16 protein-coding genes are annotated in these 20946 nt (G+C 65.3%); 11 read left to right on the top strand and 5 right to left on the bottom strand.

Annotation, left to right across the window (positions count from 1 at the left end):
* The 9 genes from ACMDW7_RS09985 (at position 1) to ACMDW7_RS09945 (ending at position 9132) form a co-directional block, all read left to right on the top strand.
* Entirely contained in the window at positions 1–810 is an 810-nt protein-coding gene (locus tag ACMDW7_RS09985; protein WP_377301001.1) for a TatD family hydrolase, read from the top strand.
* Positions 810–3416 (top strand): DNA internalization-related competence protein ComEC/Rec2, encoded by a 2607-nt coding sequence (locus tag ACMDW7_RS09980; RefSeq protein WP_414859541.1) that lies wholly within the window; start codon positions 810–812, stop codon positions 3414–3416. Before ACMDW7_RS09985 ends, ACMDW7_RS09980 begins: the two co-directional genes overlap by 1 nt.
* A 70-nt stretch (positions 3417–3486) precedes the next feature.
* Positions 3487–4917, top strand: coding sequence for a circularly permuted type 2 ATP-grasp protein (locus ACMDW7_RS09975; RefSeq protein WP_377302521.1), 1431 nt, complete (start codon positions 3487–3489; stop codon positions 4915–4917).
* Positions 4918–4928: 11 nt separating this feature from the next.
* On the top strand, positions 4929–5111 hold the full coding sequence (locus ACMDW7_RS09970; RefSeq protein ID WP_377301005.1) for an alpha-E domain-containing protein: 183 nt from the start codon (positions 4929–4931) through the stop codon (positions 5109–5111).
* A 10-nt stretch (positions 5112–5121) separates the two neighbouring features.
* On the top strand, positions 5122–5304 hold the full coding sequence (locus ACMDW7_RS09965; RefSeq protein WP_377301007.1) for an alpha-E domain-containing protein: 183 nt from the start codon (positions 5122–5124) through the stop codon (positions 5302–5304).
* 10 nt (positions 5305–5314) lie between these two features.
* Positions 5315–6301 (top strand): alpha-E domain-containing protein, encoded by a 987-nt coding sequence (locus ACMDW7_RS09960; RefSeq protein WP_377301009.1) that lies wholly within the window; start codon positions 5315–5317, stop codon positions 6299–6301.
* Between the two features lie 113 nt (positions 6302–6414).
* Positions 6415–7251 carry a transglutaminase family protein gene (locus tag ACMDW7_RS09955; RefSeq protein WP_377301011.1) on the top strand — a complete coding sequence of 279 codons (837 nt, stop codon included), beginning with the start codon at positions 6415–6417 and terminating at the stop codon, positions 7249–7251.
* Between the two features lie 162 nt (positions 7252–7413).
* A complete protein-coding gene (locus ACMDW7_RS09950) occupies positions 7414–8244 on the top strand; it encodes a peptidase (RefSeq protein WP_377301013.1) in 831 nt (276 codons plus the stop codon).
* A gap of 69 nt (positions 8245–8313) precedes the next feature.
* Positions 8314–9132: an alpha/beta fold hydrolase gene (locus ACMDW7_RS09945; RefSeq protein WP_377301015.1), complete on the top strand. Its 819-nt coding sequence runs from the start codon at positions 8314–8316 to the stop codon at positions 9130–9132.
* Here the strand turns inward: ACMDW7_RS09945 and xth are convergent.
* The 5 genes from xth to ACMDW7_RS09920 form a co-directional block, all read right to left on the bottom strand.
* A complete protein-coding gene (xth, locus tag ACMDW7_RS09940) occupies positions 9129–9911 on the bottom strand; it encodes an exodeoxyribonuclease III (RefSeq protein ID WP_377301017.1) in 783 nt (260 codons plus the stop codon). The genes ACMDW7_RS09945 and xth overlap by 4 nt on opposite strands.
* A gap of 19 nt (positions 9912–9930) precedes the next feature.
* Positions 9931–11961, bottom strand: a complete 2031-nt coding sequence (locus ACMDW7_RS09935) for a M3 family metallopeptidase (RefSeq protein ID WP_377301019.1) — start codon at positions 11959–11961, stop codon at positions 9931–9933.
* A gap of 36 nt (positions 11962–11997) precedes the next feature.
* Positions 11998–12849 carry a bifunctional methylenetetrahydrofolate dehydrogenase/methenyltetrahydrofolate cyclohydrolase FolD gene (folD, locus tag ACMDW7_RS09930; RefSeq protein WP_377301020.1) on the bottom strand — a complete coding sequence of 284 codons (852 nt, stop codon included), beginning with the start codon at positions 12847–12849 and terminating at the stop codon, positions 11998–12000.
* A 342-nt stretch (positions 12850–13191) separates the two neighbouring features.
* On the bottom strand, positions 13192–13794 hold the full coding sequence (locus ACMDW7_RS09925) for a response regulator transcription factor (RefSeq protein ID WP_377301022.1): 603 nt from the start codon (positions 13792–13794) through the stop codon (positions 13192–13194).
* Positions 13791–16229: a PAS domain S-box protein gene (locus tag ACMDW7_RS09920; protein WP_377301024.1), complete on the bottom strand. Its 2439-nt coding sequence runs from the start codon at positions 16227–16229 to the stop codon at positions 13791–13793. Before ACMDW7_RS09920 ends, ACMDW7_RS09925 begins: the two co-directional genes overlap by 4 nt.
* Positions 16230–16536: 307 nt before the next feature.
* Here ACMDW7_RS09920 and aceE point away from each other — a divergent pair, with 307 nt between their 5' ends.
* Both aceE and aceF read left to right on the top strand, forming a co-directional pair.
* Positions 16537–19230 carry a pyruvate dehydrogenase (acetyl-transferring), homodimeric type gene (gene aceE, locus ACMDW7_RS09915; protein WP_377301026.1) on the top strand — a complete coding sequence of 898 codons (2694 nt, stop codon included), beginning with the start codon at positions 16537–16539 and terminating at the stop codon, positions 19228–19230.
* A gap of 67 nt (positions 19231–19297) precedes the next feature.
* Positions 19298–20944 (top strand): dihydrolipoyllysine-residue acetyltransferase, encoded by a 1647-nt coding sequence (gene aceF / locus ACMDW7_RS09910; protein WP_377301028.1) that lies wholly within the window; start codon positions 19298–19300, stop codon positions 20942–20944.
* Positions 20945–20946: the final 2 nt, after the last annotated feature.

Here is a 20946-nt window from a genome sequence, read left to right as displayed (position 1 = left end):
ATGCTGATCGACTCGCACTGTCATCTCGACGCGCCGGAGTTCGATTCGGACCGGCAAGCGGTGGTTGCAAGTGCTCAGGCGGTAGGCGTTCACGGGATGCTGATCCCGGCCGTGGCGCCGTTCAACTTTTCTGTGGTGCGCGAGCTCGCGCACGCCACACCGGGCGCGCGCTACGCGCTCGGTATTCATCCGCTGTACGTGATGCCGCTTGACGTTGACGAGGGACTTGCCGCGCTTGAGTCGGCCGTGCTCGCGGCTCTTGACGACCCGTGCTTCGTCGCGATCGGAGAGATCGGCCTCGACTTTTTCGTCCCCGGACTGGACGTCGAAAAGCAGACCGTCATCTACACCGCGCAGCTCAAGCTCGCGCGCCGGTACGACCTGCCCGTGATCCTGCACGTACGGCGTTCGCAGGACGCTCTGCTCAAGGGACTGCGGCAGCATCCGGTGCCCGGCGGCATCGCGCATGCGTTCAACGGCAGCGAGGATCAGACGCAGCACTTTCTCGCACGCGGACTCCGCCTTGGCTTTGGGGGCGCGGCGACCTATCCGGGCTCGCAGAGAATTAGGCGGCTTGCTGCATGGGTGCCGCTGGATTCCATGGTGCTTGAAACGGATAGCCCCGACATCCCGCCGCAGTGGCTCGATGACGGCCAAGGCCACCGCGGTCGAAATACCCCTGGCGAGTTGCCGCGCATCTGCGCGGCGTTGGCAGCGCTTCGGGGTATCGAGCCAGATGTTCTTGCGCAGGCTTGCGCAAGCAACACCCTCGCTGCGCTGCCACGCTGGCAGGCTGCGGCGGCACGCTGATGGCGTTGGAGTCCGGCAGAGCGCCTGTTGCGGGTGTGCAGACGGACGCTCATGACGGCGAGGCGATCAACGCCCCGTCACTCATGGGCGGCCTGTCCGCTTATGCCTGGCCGCTGGGCGCAGCCGTCTTCGTTGCCGGGAGCTGGTTTGCGCAGCAGCAGACCGCTCTTCCGCCGAATGACTGGCTGTGGCTGGGAGTGATCGTGTCGATGTTGGGCGGCGCGCTGGCGGCTGGCTTGCTGGCGCCTTCAGCACACCCGTGGCGCAGAGCGTTGTGTTGTGCCGCGATCTGCGCCGCTTTTGTCGGCGCCGGCTTTAGCTGGGCGAGTTTGCACGGCGGGCGGGCGCTGGCGGCTAGTCTGCAGACGGCTGACGAAGGGCGATCGATTGCCGTTCAGGGACGCATCGCCAGCCTGCCCGACCGGGTCGAGCGTGGCCTGCGCTTTGTGTTCGAGGTGCAGGACTGCGCTGGCTGCTCCGTGCAAGGCCATTCGTTGCTGCTGGGCTGGTATGCCGATGAGGCATCCGCTGCGCCAAGCATTCCCATCCTTCGTGCCGGGCAGCGTTGGCAGTTCACCGTGCAGCTCAAGCGCCGCTACGGCAGTGTGAATCCGTACGGGTTCGATACGGAACTTTGGCTGCTGGAGCAGGGCCTGGCTGCCACCGGAACCGTTCGGCCCCGTGAGGGGTTTGCCTTGCTGCAGGAAGACACGTCTGGCGCGAGTCGTGTGGCCATCGAGCGTCTGCGCGGGCGCATGCGTGCAGCGATCGAGCAGACACTGGAGCCTTCGCTCGAGCGTGGCGTGGTGGTGGCGCTGGCGTTGGGGGATCAGCAATCCGTGCCACCTAGTGCATGGAGTCACTACAACGCCACGGGAGTGGGGCATCTCCTCTCGATTTCCGGTCTGCACATCACGATGGTGGCCAGTCTGCTTGGAGGGCTGGCGGCCTGGGCTTGGCGCCGGAGTCGGCGCCTGGTGCACCTGCTGCCTGCGCCTGAGGTGTTCTGGCTGGTGTCGGCTCTTGGTGCGCTGGCCTACGCGCTGCTGGCGGGCTGGTCGGTGCCCGCGCAGCGCACGGTCTGGATGCTCATGGCAGTTGTCGCAGCACGGTTGATGGCGCGCCAATCTGGCGCGGCGCACGTGCTGGCGAGCGCGGCCGTCTTGGTGCTGCTCATTGATCCATTCGCGGTGCTCTCGCCCGGCGCGTGGTTCTCGTTTGGTGCAGTCGCATTCCTTATGCTCGCTGGCCACAGGGTGCCGGAGCAGGATGCTGTGGGCGATCCGCTGGTGCAGCCGGGCTGGCTCGGGCGCTTGCGTCAGGCTGCCGGTGCGCAGTGGGCGGTGACTCTGGGGACGCTGCCACTGGCGGTGCTGTTCTTCTCCACGGTGTCTCTGGTCAGCCCCTTGGCCAATGCGGTGGCTATCCCCTGGGTGAGCCTGGTGATCACACCGCTGGCCCTTGCCGGTTCGCTGCTGGTGCTGATCTTTGCGCCGCTTGGGCAGCTGGTCCTGGCGGCTGCTGCGGCGTTGATGGCGCCGCTGAACAGCATGCTTGCCTGGGCAGGCAGCCAGAGCTGGGCCACCATGAGTCTGCCGGCACCCAGTCCGTGGATGCTCGTGCTGGCGCTGCTCGGTGGTGTGGGGCTCGTCGTTCTGCCCGGGTGGCGGCGCCTGATCGCAGCGCCTCTGATGCTGCCGCTGTTGCTGAACCCGGGGTATCCACCAGCATTGGGCGTGTGGCGGACGACCTTCATCGACGTCGGGCAGGGCATGGCCGTGCTGATCCAGCGTGGCGAACACGCATGGCTCTACGACAGCGGCGCGCTGTACTCGGAGCAAAGCAACGCCGGCCAGCGGATCGTGGTGCCGCTGCTCAAGGCCTGGGGCGTGCGCCGGCTGGACGGTCTGATCATCTCCCATGCAGACAGCGACCACTCGGGTGGTGCGGCTTCCGTGCTGCAGGCTGTGCCCGTGGCATGGATGGCCTCGAGCCTATCGCCCGACCATGCCCTGCCGCAACTCGCAAGGCAGCTCGGGGTGAGGGTGATGCCCTGCGCTCAGGGACAGGGTTGGCGCGCTGCCGGTTTGCACCTCGACTTCCTGCACCCGCCGGCGGAGTGGCTCAGTGGCCCGCTTGTGAAGACCAATGCCTTGTCTTGCACCCTGCGCATCGCGGACGGTCGGCGCACCGTGCTGCTCACTGGTGATATTGAGGCGCCGCAGGAAGCACGACTGCTGGCCTGGGGTGCCGGTTTGCTCAAGAGCGATGTGCTGCTCGTGCCGCACCACGGCAGCAAGACGTCATCCACCGCCCCGTTCATTGCTGCTGCAAGCCCTGAGGTCGCTGTGGTTCAGGCTGGTTGGCGCAATCGCTTCGGCCACCCGCATCCGGATGTGGTCGCGCGCTACTCGGCGGCTGGGGTGAAGCTGATGTCCACCGCGGACCGAGGAGCCGTTGAGCTTGAGGTGGATCAAGCAGGCGGCATGCGGTTCACTGCATATCGGCAGGCCCAAGTGCCGTACTGGCGTACGGTCATCGACGCCGCCGGGCTGCCGTCTGGCCCGGCTTCAGGCGAAAAACTTGAGCCAGCGCCTGCGCGCTGAGAAACTTGGCACGATTCTCGCTGCGTGCGGTGGCGAGACATTGGGAGTGCAGATGCAGGTGTATGACGAAATGTGGGCGCAGCCGCCGGCTGCAGGTGTGCCGAGCGCCACCAGCCTCAAGAGCAGTGACGTGCGTGACCACTACGCACGCTTTGCCCGCTGGCTCTCCGAGCAGACGGGCAACAGCATGGAGCGCAAGCGTGCCGAGGCGGACCTGATCTTTCGCCGCGTCGGCATCACCTTCGCCGTCTATGGCGACGATGCCGGCACCGAGCGCCTGATCCCCTTCGACGTCATCCCGCGCATCATCCCGCAGGCAGAGTGGGCCATGCTCGAGCGCGGTCTGAAGCAGCGCGTGCGTGCGCTGAACATGTTCCTGACCGACATCTACCACGAACAGCGCATCGTGGCCGCGGGCATCATCCCGCCGGAGCAGGTCTTCATGAACGCCCAGTACCGCCCGGAGATGCAGGGCGTGGATGTGCCCAGCAACATCTACAGCCACATCGCCGGTATCGACGTGGTTCGGGCTGGGGCAGGCGAGTACTACGTGCTGGAGGACAACCTGCGCGTGCCCAGCGGTGTGAGCTACATGCTTGAGAACCGCAAGATGATGATGCGCCTGTTCCCGGACCTCTTCAGCCGGCACCGCGTGGCGCCGGTGGCCCACTACCCGGACGTGCTGCTCGAGAACCTGCGCACTGTCTCGCCGCGCGGCATTGATGACCCCACCGTCGTGCTGCTCACGCCCGGCATGTACAACAGCGCCTACTTCGAGCATGCCTTTCTCGCCCAGCAGATGGGCATCGAACTCGTGGAAGGGCGCGATCTCTTCGTGGATGGCGAATACCTCTACATGCGCACCACGCGTGGCCCGCAGCGCGTGGATGTGATCTACCGCCGGATCGATGACGACTTCCTTGACCCGCTGGTGTTCCGGACGGACAGCCAGCTGGGTGTGCCGGGTCTGCTGAACGTCTACCGCGCCGGCAACGTGACCCTGGCCAACGCTATCGGCACCGGCGTGGCGGACGACAAGTCCGTCTATCCCTTCGTGCCGGACATGATCCGCTTCTACCTGCAGGAGGAGCCCGTGATCAACAACGTGCCCACCTGGCAGTGCAGAAAGCCGGCAGAGCTCTCGCATGTGCTGGCAAATCTGAAGGACTTGGTGGTCAAGGAAGTGCATGGCGCCGGCGGCTACGGCATGCTGATCGGCCCGGCAGCCACCAAGGCCGAGATCGAGGACTTCCGCGCCAAGGTGCTGGCGCATCCTGCCGGCTACATCGCCCAGCCCACGCTGTCGCTGTCCGCCTGCCCGACCTATGTGGAGTCCGGCATCGCGCCGCGCCATATCGATCTGCGGCCCTTCGTGCTCTCGGGCCGCGACATCCAGATCGTCCCCGGCGGCCTCACGCGTGTGGCGCTGCGCGAAGGCTCCCTGGTCGTCAATTCATCGCAAGGCGGCGGTACCAAGGACACCTGGGTGCTGGAAGGCTGAGGAGAGACAACATGTTTTCAAGAACAGCCGATCATTTGTTTTGGATGGCGCGATACACGGAGCGAGCTGACGCCGCACGCGGCGGGGCGATGCTCACTTTGCGCGGCGCGCAAAGTGAAGCCGCGCCAGCGGCGAGCAGAGACCAAAACATGCCGGACGCGAAGCGGACGGGTTCGCAGCCCGCTGCCGCATAGGACGAGACTCATGCTTTCAAGAACCACAGACCACCTGTTCTGGATGGCTCGCTACACCGAGCGAGCTGACGCCGCCTGCGGCGGGGCGATGCTCACTTTGCGCGGCGCGCAAAGTGAAGCCGCGCCAGCGGCGAGCAGAGACCAAAACATGCCGGACGCGAAGCGGACGGGTTCGCAGCCCGCTGCCGCATAGGACGAGACTCATGCTTTCAAGAACCGCAGACCACCTGTTCTGGATGGCTCGCTACACCGAGCGGGCTGAGAACATTGCCCGCATGCTGGACGTCAACGTCCAGATGAGCCTGCTGCCCACCATGGCCGACAGCGTTCCCAACCAGGGCTGGGACGGCATGCTGGTCATCTCCGAACTGGTACCGCAGTTCAAGGCGCGCTATGGCGAGGTCACGGCGCAGAATGTGCTCGACTTCATGGTGAAGGACACCTCCAACCCTTCGTCGATCGTGTCCTGCCTTCAGGCGGCGCGCGAGAACGCCCGTGCGGTGCGCTTCTCCATCACCACCGAGGTCTGGGAGACGCTCAACACCACCTGGCTGGAGATGGGCAAGCTGCTCAAGGATGGCGCGCTGGACCGCGACCCCGGCGAGTTCTTCGAATGGGTGAAGTACCGCTCGCATCTCTCGCGCGGCGTAACCATCGGCACCATGCTCAAGGACGAGGCCTTCTACTTCGCACGCCTGGGCACGTTTCTTGAGCGCTCGGACGCCACAGCGCGCATTCTGGACGTGAAGTACCACTCCCTGGTGCCGCAGACGGGTATTGCCCAGCGCGGCACGGCCGTGCGCCTGAACGAGCCGCATGACGTCCAGCGCGACTTCTATCACTGGGCGGCGGTGCTGCGCAGCGTCTCGGCCTTCGAGATCTACCGCAAGGTTTATCGCGATGTGATCACCCCGGCCCGCGTGGCTGAGCTGCTGATGCTGCGCCCGGACATGCCGCGCTCGCTGATCGCCTCGCTCAACGAGCTGGTCTCCAACATCGAGCAGGTGGCCAACGACCGCAGCCGCGAAACCCAGCGCCGTGCCGGCCTGCTGCGCGCAGAGCTGCAGTACAGCCGCATCGACGACATCCTGGCTACGGGGCTGCACACCTACCTCACGACCTTCCTGGAGCGGGTGGCGGACATCGGCAACCGAATTTCGCGTGATTTCCTGGTGCCGATCGCAGCTTGAGAAGAGGCAAATTCGGCCATAATCTGCTTATCGGTAGATATCGCCAAGAAGTCCACCAGAAAAGCGGAAAGTCACATTCAGACGACTTAAAATAGTTCTTATTCGGCCAAACTATGCAGCTGAACATCCATCACGAAACTATCTACCGCTACGAGCAGATGCAGACTTACAGCATCCAGCTCGTGCGCCTGTTCCCGGCCAGCGGCCCCACGCAGACCGTGATGGACTGGACCGTGAGCGCGCCGGGCATCAAGTCGCCGTCCGTGGATGCGTACGGCAACCTCGTCCAGCAGATCAGCCTGTCCGGGGCGCACGCGCACATTCGCGTGATTGCGCATGGTCGTGTCCAGACGCTGGCCGCGAACGCACCTGGCGTCGTGCTGCCCAACCTGTCCGCGGCAGACCCGTGGATCTTTCGCCAGACCACGCCTCTGACCGAAGCTGACACCGCGCTGGTCGACTTTGCTGCACGCGCGCTGCCGCGGGGGCTGAAGTCGCGTGAGGACGCGCTCCAGCTTGCGGCCGCAGTGTGCGCTCAGGTGAGCTATCTCACGGGCAGCACGGACGTGGCCTTCTCCGCCAAGGAGGCCTTTGCGCTGGGTCGTGGCGTGTGTCAGGACCACGCGCACATCGCGCTTGCGCTCTGCCGTGCCCTGGGCGTTCCGGCACGCTACGTGAGCGGCTATTTCCACACGGACTCCGAACACCACCTTGCCACCCACGCCTGGGTTGATGTGGCACTGCCAGACAGCCAGGGTCAGCTCTTCTGGTGGCCCCTGGACGTGACGCACCAATGCGCGCAGGACGAGCGGCACGTGCGCTTAGCAGTGGGGCGGGACTACGCCAGCGCCTCGCCCATCCGCGGCGTACGCGTGGGCCATGGCGAGGAGCAGATGGACGCCAAGGTCATTGTCGGCAGCGCAGCGGTTCGCGCGGCCGAACAGCAGTAGCCGCATGCGGCGGGCCGACCGCGCGTCCGGCTGGCCCAAGCGTGCCCGCCGATGCCGCGGACTTATCGGGCGGCGGAATGCGCCACCTTTGCGCCGCATTTCCCGAGCCGGCGACCTGCAGCTGCTGCTCTAGACTTGCCCTGAACAAACCACGCACCGCCCATGACCTATTGCGTCGCACTGCATCTGCACGAAGGCCTTGTGTTCCTGTCCGACTCGCGTACCAACGCTGGCGTCGACCAGATCAGCACCTACCGCAAGATGACGGTCTATGAGGCGCCGGGTGACCGGGTGCTGGTGCTCATGACTGCAGGCAACCTCGCCATTACCCAGGCTGCACGCGAGGCCTTCGCAGAAGCCACGCGCGAGGACGGCAAGACCATCTGGAACGTCAACCGCATGAACGAGGCGGCCATGCTCCTGGGCGACGCCATCCGCCGTGTTCATGAGCGTGATGCGGAAGCGCTCAAGGGCTTTGGCGTGGACTTCAACGCCAACTTCATCCTGGGCGGCCAGATCAAGGGCGAGAAGCCGCGCCTGTTCAACGTCTATTCCGCCGGCAACTATGTCGAGGCGCAGGAAGACGTGCCGTACTTCCAGATCGGTGAGTCCAAGTACGGCAAGCCCATCATCGACCGCGTCATCACCATGGACACGCCGCTCGATGAGGCTGCCAAGTGCGCCCTCATCAGCATGGACAGCACCCTGCGCTCCAATATCAGCGTGGGCCTGCCGCTGGACCTCATGGTCTATGCGGCAGACAGCCTGGCCGTCACACGTTTTGCACGCCTGGATGAGCGCAATGAGTACTACCAGATGATCCGCACCACCTGGGGCAAGCGCCTGCGCCAGGTGTTTGAGGAGATTCCGGACCCGGTCTGGGTCGATCGCCCGGCCGACGCACCCACCGAGCGTGGCGCGCCGCTGCGCGTGGTCTCACCCACGCCGGACAACGACCCGGTGCCCGCCCAGACGCTTGCGCAGCAGGTGTAGAGGCCTGTCTCTGCTCCAGCGCGTGTCGCACGGCATGAGCGCCCAGTCTGCCGCGATACGCTCGCGGCGATGAGAGCCTCCCCCTGCATCGCCTTCGCGCACGCCAACAGCTACCCCGCCGCCAGCTACGCGCCGCTCTTGGGCCTGCTGCGCGCTCAGCGTGAAGTGATTGCCTTTCCCAAGTTCGGCCACGACCCCCGCTTTCCCGTCACGAACCGCTGGCCGCATCTGGTGGACCAGTACCGCCAATGGCTGGAGCAGCAGGGCAGGGGGCCGTATCTGCTCGTCGGCCACTCACTTGGCGGCTATCTGAGCCTGATGGTGGCCGAGCAGGCGCCGGACCTTGCGGTGGGCGTGATCCTGCTGGATTCGCCGATCATCGGCGGGTGGAAAGCGATGTTGCTGGGTGCCGTGCAACGCACGCCGCTGGTGTGGAAGTTCAGCCCGGCACGCTTTGCCAAGTCGCGGCGCAACCACTTCCCCTCGCTGGACGACGCCTTCGCGCATTACCGCAGCAAGGCCGTATTCAAGGACTTCAGCGACGAAGCGCTGTGGCACTACGTGCGCGCAGGCACCGAAGCCACACCTCAAGCCACCGACGGCAGCCTGCGCCTGGCCTTCGACCGCATGGAAGAAGCCCGTATCTACAACGGCCTGCCAGACCATGTTCCCCGCGTGCTCAAGCGTCTGAAAGCTAAACGCCCCGATATTCCGCTGGCCTTGCTCTACGGCACGCGCAGTACCGAGGCGAAGACGGTGGGGCTGGTGCATTCACGACGCTTCATTCCGGCCGAGGGGATCGTTCCGGTAGAAGGGACGCATCTGTTTCCGTTGGAGCGGCCGGAGGAGACGGCTGCAGCGATTTCGCGCTTGCTCGCTACTGCTTAGGCAAACTCCGCCAGCACCGGCGCGTGATCGGAAGGCTGCTTGTTCTTGCGCGGCTGCCGGTCGATCCAGCTGCGCTTGCAGCTAGTCGCCAACGCGGGGCTGGCCAGTATGTGGTCGATCCGCAGGCCCTGGTTCTTCTGGAAGCCGAGGTTGCGGTAGTCCCACCAGCTGAAGAGTTTGGGCGCCTGCTCGAACAAGCGGAAGGTGTCCTTCAGGCCCAGCTCATCGATGAAGCGGAAGAAGCGTGCGCGCTCCTGTGGCGACACGTGCAGGCCTTCACCCCAGAGGGCGGGGTCGTGCACGTCGGCATCGGCGGGGGCGATGTTGAAGTCGCCGCACAGCACGAGCTTCGGGAAGCGGCTCAGGTCCTCGCGCACCAGCTCGATCAGCGCATCCAGCCAGGCGAGCTTGTAGGCGTATTTGTCGCTGCCAACTTCCTGGCCGTTGGGGAAGTAGCCGTTGATGATGCGCACGCCGTCGATGGTGGCGGCCACCAGCCGGCGCTGCTCGTCCTCGTAGCGCGGGTTGTTCAGCACCACATCCGTCAGCGGCTGGCGCGATAGGATGGCTACGCCGTTGTAGGTCTTCTGGCCGGTGTAGGCCATGTGCCAGCCCAGCTGCTCGAAGGCCTCGCGCGGGAACTTGTCGTCAGTGAGCTTGAGCTCCTGCAGGCAGAGCACATCGACTGGCGCGGCCGCCTGCTGCTGGGCAGCCAGCCAGTCCAGCACCTGGGGCAGGCGCACGTTGAGCGAATTGACGTTCCAGCTGCTGACGATCATGCGCGTGGCCCGGGGCGGCTCATGCGGCTTCCAACATGCCGTAGTGGCGCAGCAGGGCGTCGGGCTGGGGATCGCGGCCGCGGAAGGCGCGGAAGCTTTCCGCGGCGGGGCGGGTGGCACCCACGGCCAGCACCTCATCGCGGAACTTGCGGCCGGTGTCCGGGTTGAGCGTTCCGGTTTCCTCAAAGAGGCTGAACGCGTCGGCGCTCATCACCTCGGCCCACTTGTAGCTGTAGTAGCCGGCCGAATAGCCGCCAGCAAAGATGTGCGAGAAGCTGTGCTGAAAGCGGTTGAAGGCGGGCGGCGTGACCACGGCCACCTCGGCGCGCACTTCGTCGATGACCTGTTGAACAGCCGCGGCGCTGGCGGCCGGCGCCTCGCTGTGCAGGCGCATGTCGAACAGCGCAAACTCCATCTGACGCACGGACTGCATGCCGGCCTGGAAATTCTTGGCGGCCAGCATCTTGTCGAAGAGCTCGCGCGGCAGCGGCTCGCCGCTGTCCACGTGGCGGGTCATTCCGCGCACGACGTCCCACTCCCAGCAGAAGTTCTCCATGAACTGGCTCGGCAGCTCGATGGCGTCCCATTCCACGGCTCGCATGTCGGCGCCGGGCTCATTCACCTGCGTGAGCAGGTGGTGCAGGGCGTGGCCGTACTCGTGGAAGAGGGTGATCACGTCGTCGTGTGTGAGCAGGGCCGGCTTGCCGCCCACGGGGCTGGCAAAGTTGCAGTTCACATACGCCACTGGCGTCTGCAGCTGGGCTGCAAGCTGGCGACGCACGCGGCACACGTCCATCCACGCCCCACCGCGCTTGCCGTTGCGGGCGTAGTTGTCCACATACACGTGGGCGAGTGGCTCGCCCTTGCGCGCAAAGCGGTACAGGCGCACGTCGCTGTGCCACACCGGCCCGTCCACCTGCTCGATCTGCACGTCGAACAACGTCGAGATCACCTTGAACAGACCATCCATCACCTGCGGCTCGGTGAAGTACTGCTTCACCTCGGTGTCGCTGTAGCTGTAGCGGGCCAGGCGCAGCTTCTCGGAGATGAAGGCCACGTCCCAGGCCTGTACGTCTGCAATGCCGAGCGCGGCGCGGCCGAAGTCGCGGATCTCGGCCATATCCTTTTCGGCATAGGGCTTGGCGCGGCGGGCCATGTCGCGCACGAACTCGATCACCTGCTCAGCGCTCTGCGCCATCTTGGGCACGAGCGAGAGCGCGGCATGGTGCGGGTAGCCCAGCAGCTTGGCCTGCTCGTCGCGCAGGGCGAGGATCTCCACCATAAGCGCGGAGTTGTCCTGGGCGGGGTCGGCCAGTTCGCTGGCGCGGGTGACATAGGCGCGGTAGACGGTCTCGCGCAGGCTGCGGTTCTCGCAGTACTGCATCACCGGGAGATAGCTGGGGATGTGCAGCGTGAGCTTGTAGCCGGTCTTGCCGTCTTCCTTGGCGGCCTCGGCTGCTGCGTCTAGCGCATCCTGCGGCAGTCCACGCAACTCGGTGGCGTCGGTGATCAGCAGGCTCCAGGCGTTGGTGGCGTCCAGCAGATGCTCGCTGAACTTCTGCGAGATCTCGGCCAAGCGTGCGGCAATGGCCGCAAAGCGCTCGCGCTTCTCGCCCGCGAGTTCGGCGCCCCCCAGGCGGAAGTCGCGCAGGGCGTGCTCCACCACGGTCTTGCGCTCGGCGCTCAGCGCGGCGTATCCGGCATCGGCGGCGATCACCTTGTAGCGCTCGAACAGGCGCAGGTCGGCGTTCAGGTTGGTATAGAACTCGGTGACGCGCGGCAGGTTGTCGTTGTAGGCGGCGCGCAGTTCCGGCGTGTCCACCACAGCCTGCAGGTGGCCCACCAGCCCCCAGGCGCGCGACAGGCGCTCGAGCGGCTCATTCAAGGGCTCCACCACCTCGGCCCAAGTACGGCCGCTTCCGGTGGCCACGGCATCCACAGCCGCCTGGGCGGCGGGCAGCAGCGCATCCAGCGCCGGGGTGACGTGCTCGGGCCGGATCTCGGCAAAGCGGGGCAGGTCGGAGAAATCAAGCAGCGGGTTGGTGCTCATGGTTCAGAAGGCGGTGAATGTGCGAACGAGGTGATTTCAGCCGCGGCGCTCGACGGCGTGAAGGGTGTTTTCCAGAAGCATGGTGATGGTCATCGGGCCGACGCCGCCGGGCACCGGGGTGATGGCACCAGCGACCGGCAGCAGGGCGTCGAAGTCCACGTCACCCACCAGCTTGCCTTCGGCCGTGCGGTTGATGCCGACGTCGATCACCACGGCGCCTGGCTTGATCATGTCTGCGCCGATCATCTTCGGGCGGCCCACGGCGGCGATCACGATGTCCGCCTGGCGGACGATCTCCTTGAGGTTGCTCGTGGCGCTATGGCAGAAGGTCACCGTGGCATTGGCCGCCAGCAGCAGCATGCCCACTGGTTTGCCCACCAGGATGCTGCGGCCGATCACCACCGCGTGCTTGCCTTTGGGGTCGCAGCCGACGGACTCCAGCAGCTTCATGCAGCCGTAGGGCGTGCACGGAATGAAGCTGGGCATCCCGTCGAACAGCGCGCCGGCGCTGGCCATGGTCAGGCCGTCCACGTCCTTGGCAGGGTCGATGCACTCGATTGCCTTGTGGCTGTCCAGCCCCTTCGGCAGCGGCAGCTGCAGCAGGATGCCGTCCACGGCCGGGTCGGCCGACAGGCGCTTGAGTACGGCCTCGACCTCTGCCTGGGTGCTGGTGGCGGGCAGAGTGATCATGTCCGAACGCATGCCCACTTCCTGGCAGGACTTCACCTTGTTGCGCACATAGACCTGGCTGGCGGGGTCGTCGCCGACCAGCACCACGGTGAGGCCCGGCGTGCGGCCGGCGGCAGTCAGTTTGGCGACGCGCTGGGCGATCTGGCCACGGAGGGTCTGGGCAACGGCCTTGCCGTCAATGATGCGTACGGTGGACATGGAGGCGGTGACTTGAAAGTGGGGTGCCAGGCCGGGTGGGCCTGCAACGGGGCGGGTCTGGCACCGATCCGGCGCCTGCTCGGGCGAAGTGCGGATTCTAGGCGCGGGGGAAGGTGCTTTTGTGCCGCGTCACCCACGGCACCAAATCATCGGGTTTCAAAATCGGCCATGCAAAAGCAGGGCTTGAAAACGGACACTTTCCGCTTGTCTGGAGCCAATCTTGAGAACATAAGGAAATGGCAAAAAGGCCGAAATCGTTCAATTTCGGCCTTTTTTGGAACCCGAAGTGCCTTTGCGACCCCGTAAAGCCGGGTCTGAAGCCGACTGCGCGGTGCCCGTGTGCTACTTGGACAGCACCACGCGCATCAGCTCGGCCACCGTGTTCACGTCCAGCTTCGTCATGATGGAGGCGCGGTGCGCTTCCACGGTCTTGATCGAGATGGAGAGGTCATCGGCGATCTGCTTGTTCAGGCGGCCGGCCATGATGCGCTCGAGCACCTGGCGTTCGCGCTGCGTGAGTTTGGCCACCAGCGCCTCGTTCTGCGCGCGGGCCACGGCATCGTCGCGGCGAACCCGCGCAATCTCCATCATCTTGGCCACCAGCTCGCGCAGGATGGTCTCGTTGAAGGGCTTCTCGAGGAAGTCGGCCGCGCCCAGCTTCATGGCCTGCACGGCCATCGGCACGTCGCCATGGCCGGTAATGAAGATGATGGGCACCAGCGCACCGCGCTGCGTCAGCACTTCCTGCAGCTCCAGGCCGGTCATGCCGGGCATGCGGATGTCCAGCACGAGCACGGAGACCCTGTTGGCGTCGAAGCGATCGAGGAAAGACTCGGCACTGTCGAAGGCCTGCACGCGGTAGCCCGCGCCCTCAAGCAGCCAGGCCAGTGAGTCGCGCACCGCTTCGTCGTCATCGACGACGTACACCATGTCCTTGTCGTTCATCTTGTCTCCGGAGGAAGGGACTGCGTTGGTACTTCGTTGTTCTGTCGGGCTGTCATGCCAGACTCGGTCGGGCTTGCGCTGCGCTCCACGCGCTGGGCTGCACTCGCACGGGGCAGTGTGAAGTGGAAGGCCGCGCCACCAGCCGGATTATCGTCCACCCAGAGCCGGCCCTGGTGGAACTCGATGATCGTGCGGCAGATGTTCAGGCCCATGCCCATGCCGTCGCTCTTGGTCGAGAAGAAGGGGTCGAACAGCTTGTCCTTGATGGCATCGGGTACGCCGTGGCCGCGATCGATCACGGAGAACTCCACCTCGTAGCCGCGGTCTTCGACCTCCAGACGCACGATCCGTTCCGCAGGCGGCAGGGCGCAGTCCTTCATGGCCTCGATCGCGTTTTTCAGCAGGTTCAGCAGCACCTGCTCGATCATGATGCGGTCGGCCATGACCGGTGCACCGCCTTCAGGAATCTGCGCCACGATCTGCACGCTGCGCCGCTTGGCCTCGATCTCCGCAAAGCCCACGGCATCGTCGGCCAGGCTGGGCAGATCGACCTCGTGCTTGACGGGTTCGCTGCGCTTCACAAATTCGCGAATCCGCCGGATGATCGCGCCGGCTCGCAGCGCCTGCTCGCTGGCTTTCTCCAGCGCCGGCAGCAGGGTGGTGGCGTCGGTGTTGCCGCTCTTCACCCGCGAGACCGCCCCCGTGCTGTAGTTTGCAATCGCGGTGAGCGGCTGGTTCAGCTCGTGGGCCAGGCTGGAGGCCATCTCGCCCATGGTGATCAGGCGGCTGGTGAGCTGTACCTTCTCCTGCTGGCTGCGGCTCTGTTCCTCGGCTTCGTGGCGCAACGTCACGTCGGTGGCGACCTGCAGGCGTGCCGTACGGCCATCCACCCAGTCGATCTGCCGTTCGCGCACCTCGAACCAGCGCTGCACGCGCGGCTGGTAGGTCTCGTAGGTCGGCACTTCCGGTTCCAGGTCGTCGGCCGACAGGCTCAGGTGGCCGTGGATGTCGCGGCCGAACAGGCGCTCGTAGGCGGCGTTGGCAAACAGCAGTTCGTCCTCGCCGTTTGCACCGACAGCACGCACGGACACCGCAGCATCGAGCTGTTCAAACACCGTGACGAAGCGGCGCTGCGCGGCGGCCAGCTCGTCGCGGATCTTGTTTGGCTCGGTGATGTCGGTCATCGAAGTCATCCAGCCCGTCTGCACGCCGTTTTCGTCGATCAGCGGGCTGACATACATCCGTGCCGGAAAGCGCGTGCCATCGGCGCGCTGCACTTCGATCTGGAAGCCGGAGGGCGGAGCGTTGCCCGAGAGCACGAGGGCCAGGCTGCGGTGATGCTCCTGACTGTTTTCCTCCACCCAGTAGGGGAAGGGCGCCGTCTTGCCGATGAGCTCTGCCTCGCTCATGCCCAGCATGTCGCAGAAGGCCTTGTTCACGTAGGTGATGCGGCCGTGCAGGTCGAGCGCGCGCATACCGGTGATGAGCGAGTCCTCCATTGCACGGCGGAAGGTGGTTTCAGCGAGCAAGGCGCGCTCGGCAGCGTTGCGCCGCCGTGTGTGGCGGTACAGCTGCGACAGGCTCCAAATGATCAGCGCCGACAGACCGAACACCAGTGCCAGCAGCATGTTGCCCACCAGCTGGCTGTCGGTGGCATAGGCATACGCGCGCACAGCCAAGCCACGGCCGGGCGGGTCCAGCGGCGTGGCGTAGGTGAGATCGCTGTCCTGCGGGGCGCGGGCCGAGGTGCTCGCCAGCACGTTTTCGTCGGAGTCCACAAAGAACACGCGGTACTTCTGGCTCACCGCCGCAGGCACCAGCGTGGTCATCATGCGGTCCAGCGAGAGCAGGGCGAGCAGGGTGCCCTGTGGCTTGCGTGCCTGACCCACGGGCACCTGAAGTTCGATGTAGATCTGCTTGTCACCGCCCAGGAAGGGGCGGGAATACGCGGGCAGGCCGGTATCGCGCACCGCCCGCCAGGTGGCGCGGGTCTGCTCGTCAGCCGCGCGGCGCGCGGCGATATCCACGACCTCCGCCACCACGTTGGGCGCGGGGCGCACCCAGCGTGAGCCCCCCTCGGTATCAAGCCAGGCCATCGCCACTACGAAGGGGTAGTCGTTGATGATCGGCGCGGTATCGGACCAGACGGTTTCGTCCGACACGTCGCCCGTGGCGACATCGCGAGACAGCGCGAGCAGCGACTCCTGAAGCGCGGTCAGCCGCAGACGCACAGACTGCTGGGTGTATTCGAGGTCCTTGTTCAGGGTCTCGCGCTGCTGCGCGGCTTCGTGGCCGCGCAGGTACACGAAGATCGCGACCATCACGGCCACGAACACCGACACGGCGATCAGCGGCGTCAGCCACGCCCAGCGCGGCATGCTCGCGCCGCGCAACTGACTGTTGCGGCGGACGAGATCGACGAAAACGGGGCGCATCGGGTCAGTGTATCGATGCAGTCCTTGCATTGGGCTGGCAGCGCGCATGCACCGGCACCTTGACTGCAGACGGGGCGGAATGCGTCGCTGCGAAGGCGGTTCAGCGAGGAGCCGCAGTGATTCCACCGAAGTGCGTGTCATTTGTTTGACAAAGGCAATCGCCAGTATTCCGTTATATGAAACGTACTTGCGCCCATTGAAAATCTCAGGAAGAATCGATCTAGTCACGGGCCTCTAAAGCCCGTCTACTTCGCCCACCACCCATAAGCGGCCAAGCAGCAACGCGGTCGCAACAGCAGGAGACGCCATGGCCGCGCAATTGGATCGGCTCACGACGCAAGCCGCCAACGACCCCGACAGCATCGAGACCAAGGAATGGCTCGAAGCGCTCGAAGCGGTCATCGAACGCGAGGGCGCCGAGCGCGCCCACTATCTGCTGGAGCGCCTGGTCGACGTGGCCCGCCGCCGCGGTGCGCACATCCCGTTTTCGGCCAACACGGCCTACGTCAACACCATTCCGGCGCATCTTGAAGAACACTGCCCGGGCAACCTGGAGCTCGAGGAGAAGCTGCGCTCTTGGATGCGCTGGAACGCCATGGCCATGGTGGTCAAGGCCAACCGCGCCGATGGAGACCTGGGCGGCCACATATCGAGCTTCGCCTCGCTGGCCAACATGCTCGGGGTCGGCTTCAACCACTTCTGGAAGGGCCCGGACCATCCGGACGGTCAAGATCTGCTCTACATCCAGGGCCACTCCTCACCCGGCATCTATGCCCGCGCCTTCCTCGAAGGCCGCCTGACCGAAGACCAGCTGCTGAACTTCCGCCGCGAGGTGGATGGCAAGGGACTGTCCAGCTACCCGCACCCCAAGTTGATGCCGGATTTCTGGCAGTTCCCCACGGTGTCGATGGGCCTTGGCCCGCTGATGGCGATCTATCAGGCGCGCTTCCTGAAATACCTGCAGGCGCGCGGCATTGCCACCACCGAGAAGCGCAAGGTCTGGGCCTTCTGCGGCGATGGCGAGATGGACGAGCCGGAATCAATGGGCGCCATCGGGATGGCCGGGCGCGAGAAGCTCAACAACCTGATCTTCGTCGTCAACTGCAATCTGCAGCGCCTTGACGGCCCGGTGCGCGGCAACGGCAAGATCATCCAGGAACTGGAGGCCGATTTCCGCGGTGCCGGCTGGAACGTCATCAAGGTCATCTGGGGCAGCTACTGGGATCCGCTGCTGGCCGCCGACCGCGAAGGTCACCTCATGCGCATCATGATGGAGACGGTGGACGGCGAGTACCAGAACTACAAGGCCAACGACGGCGCCTACGTGCGCAAGCACTTCTTCGGCAAGCACCCGGCCACGCTCGAGCTCGTCAGCCGCATGAGTGATGACGACATCTGGCGCCTGAACCGCGGTGGGCATGACCCGCACAAGATCTACGCCGCCTTCAGCCAGGCCAGTCGCTCCAAGGACCAGCCCACGGTGCTGCTGGTCAAGACCATCAAGGGCTTCGGCATGGGCAAGGTGGCCGAAGGCAAGAACACCGCCCACCAGACCAAGAAGCTCACGGATGAAACCATCCGCGAGATGCGTGACCGCTTCAACATCCCCATTGAAGACGCGCATCTGGCCGATCTTCCCTTCCTGAAGCCGGCGGCCGACTCGCCCGAGATGAAGTACTTGCACGAGCGCCGCAAGGCCCTGGGCGGCTACCTGCCTGCCCGTCGCGTCAAGGCCGATGAGTCGCTCACCGTGCCGGATCTCTCTGTCTTCCAGGCCGTTCTGGACCCGACGGCCGAAGGCCGCGAGATCTCCACGACCCAGGCTTATGTGCGCTTCATCACACAGCTGCTGCGCGACAAGAGCGTCGGCCCGCGCGTGGTGCCCATCCTCGTGGACGAGGCACGCACCTTCGGCATGGAAGGCCTGTTCCGCCAGATCGGCATCTACTCGGCCCAAGGCCAGCTCTACGAGCCGGTCGATAAGGACCAGGTGATGTTCTACAAGGAGACCAAGGACGGTCAGATCCTGCAGGAGGGCATCAACGAGGCGGGCGCCATGAGCAGCTGGATTGCCGCGGCCACCAGCTACAGCACCAACAACCGGATCACGATCCCGTTCTACATCTTCTACAGCATGTTCGGTCTGCAGCGCACGGGTGACCTGGCCTGGGCCGCTGGCGACATGCGCGCGCGCGGCTTCCTGCTGGGCGGCACTGCCGGGCGCACGACCCTGAACGGCGAGGGCCTGCAGCACGAGGACGGCCACAGCCACATCATGGCCGCCACCATCCCCAACTGCGTCCCCTACGACCCGACCTTTGCGCACGAGGTCGCCGTCATCCTGCACGACGGCCTGAAGCGCATGGTGGAGAAGCAGGAAGACGTCTTCTACTACATCACTCTGATGAACGAGAACTACCCGCACCCCGGCCTGAAGGCGGGTGATGAAGCGGGCATTCTCAAGGGCATGTACCTGCTCAAGAAGGGTGGTGATGCCGCTTTGCGTGTGCAGCTCATGGGTTCGGGCACCATCATGCGCGAAGTGATGGCCGCCGCCGAACTGCTCGAGCAGGATTGGGGCGTGGCGGCAGACCTGTGGAGCTGCCCGAGCTTTACCCTGCTGGCCCGCGACGGTCAGGACTGCGAGCGCCACAACCTGCTGCACCCCACCGAGGCACCCAGGCTGCCCTACGTGGCGCAGCAGCTGGAAAAGCACAGCGGCCCCATCGTCGCGTCTACCGACTACATGAAGCTCTTTGCCGACCAGATCCGCCCGCATGTCCCCAAGGGCCGCACCTTCAAGGTGCTTGGCACGGACGGCTTCGGACGCAGCGACAGCCGCGCCAAGCTGCGCGAGCACTTCGAGGTGAATCGCTACTTCGTGGTCGTGGCTGCGCTCAAGGCGCTGGCCGAGGAACGCGCGATTCCCGCCGCCAAGGTGGATGAAGCCATCAAGAAGTACGGCATCAACCCGGACAAGGCCAACCCGCTCTACGCCTGAGCCTCAACCCGTACCCCGCCCGGCGTGATGCGTGCGCCGGGTGCTCGCACAAGACACAGGAAGAACAATGGCACTGCAGGAAGTGAAGGTTCCGGACATCGGTGACTTCAAGGAAGTGGAAGTCATCGAGGTGCTGGTCAAGGTGGGCGACACGATCGCCAAGGATCAGTCGTTGATCACAGTGGAATCCGACAAGGCCTCGATGGAGATCCCATCGGCCGCGGCCGGCGTGGTCAAGGAGATCAAGGTCAAGGTGGGCGACAAGGTCGGCGAGGGCACGCTGGTGCTGATGGTCGAGGCGGGTGCATCTGCAGCCGCGGCGCCCACACCGGCGCCTGCGGCTGTTGCGCCTGGCCCGGCTCCCACACCTGCACCCGCAGCGTCCCCGGCTGCGGCCGGCAGCGCCGGCCCGGTGCTGGTCAGCGTGCCGGACATCGGTGACTTCAAGGATGTGGAAGTCATCGAAGTCATGGTCAAGGTGGGCGACACCGTACGCACCGAGCAGTCGCTGATCACCGTGGAGTCTGACAAGGCCTCGATGGAGATTCCTTCGTCGGCCGCCGGGGCCGTGGTCGAGGTACTGGTCAAGGTGGGCGACAAGGTCAACAAGGGCACGCCGCTGGTCAAGCTGGCGGCAAGCGTAGGCGCGCCTGTCGCCGCGGCACCGGCTGCAGCGCCTGCGCCGACGCCTGCGGTGACTGCGGCCGCCGTACCCGCCGCCAGCCCCACGGTAGTGACACCCGCACCCATGGCCGTGGCTGCTGCTGCGCCCCCAGCCGACGGCAAGCCGGCCCATGCTTCGCCCTCAGTGCGCGCTTTTGCGCGCGAACTTGGCGTGGACATCAATCGCGTTCCGGGTACCGGGCCCAAGGGCCGCATCACGCCCGATGACGTGCGTGGCTACGTGAAGGGCGCCGTGGCCGCATTGGTTTCGGGCGCACCCGCCGCTGCCGCAGCGCCTGCCAGCGGCGGTGGCGGCAATGTGAGCGTGATCGACTGGCCGAAGGTGGACTTCAGCAAGTTCGGCGAGGTCGAGACCAAGCCGCTGTCGCGCATCAAGAAGTTGAGTGGTGCCAACCTGCACCGCAACTGGGTGATGATCCCGCACGTCACCAACCACGAAGACGCCGACATCACGGATCTGGAAGCTTTCCGCGTGAAGCTCAACGAGGAGAACGCCAAGTCCGGCGCCAAGCTGACCATGCTGGCCTTCCTGATTAAGGCCTGCGTGGCGGCGCTCAAGAAGTTCCCGGAGTTCAACGCCTCGCTGGAAGGCGAGAACCTGGTGCTCAAGAAGTACTTCCACATCGGCTTTGCCGCCGACACGCCCAACGGGCTGGTGGTTCCGGTGATCCGCGACGCCGACAAGAAGGGCGTCTTCGAGATCGCGAAGGAGACCGCAGACCTCGCAGCGCTGGCGCGCGAAGGCAAGCTCTCGCCGGCGCAGATGCAGGGCGGCTGCTTCTCGATTTCCTCGCTCGGTGGCATCGGCGGCACCTACTTCACACCGATCATCAACGCGCCGGAAGTGGCCATTCTCGGGGTGTGCCGCTCCAGCATGAAGCCGGTGTGGAACGGCAGCGAGTTCGCACCGCGCCTGATCCTGCCGATGAGCCTGTCCTGGGATCACCGCGTGATCGATGGTGCCGCTGCAGCGCGCTTCAACACCTACCTGGCCACCGTGCTGGCGGATTTCCGCCGCGTGATGCTCTAAAG

It is taken from the genome of Piscinibacterium candidicorallinum (genome assembly GCF_047549485.1).
Classification (GTDB): Bacteria; Pseudomonadota; Gammaproteobacteria; order Burkholderiales; family Burkholderiaceae_C; genus Piscinibacterium; species Piscinibacterium candidicorallinum.
This window is presented reverse-complemented; position numbering and strand designations above follow the sequence as displayed.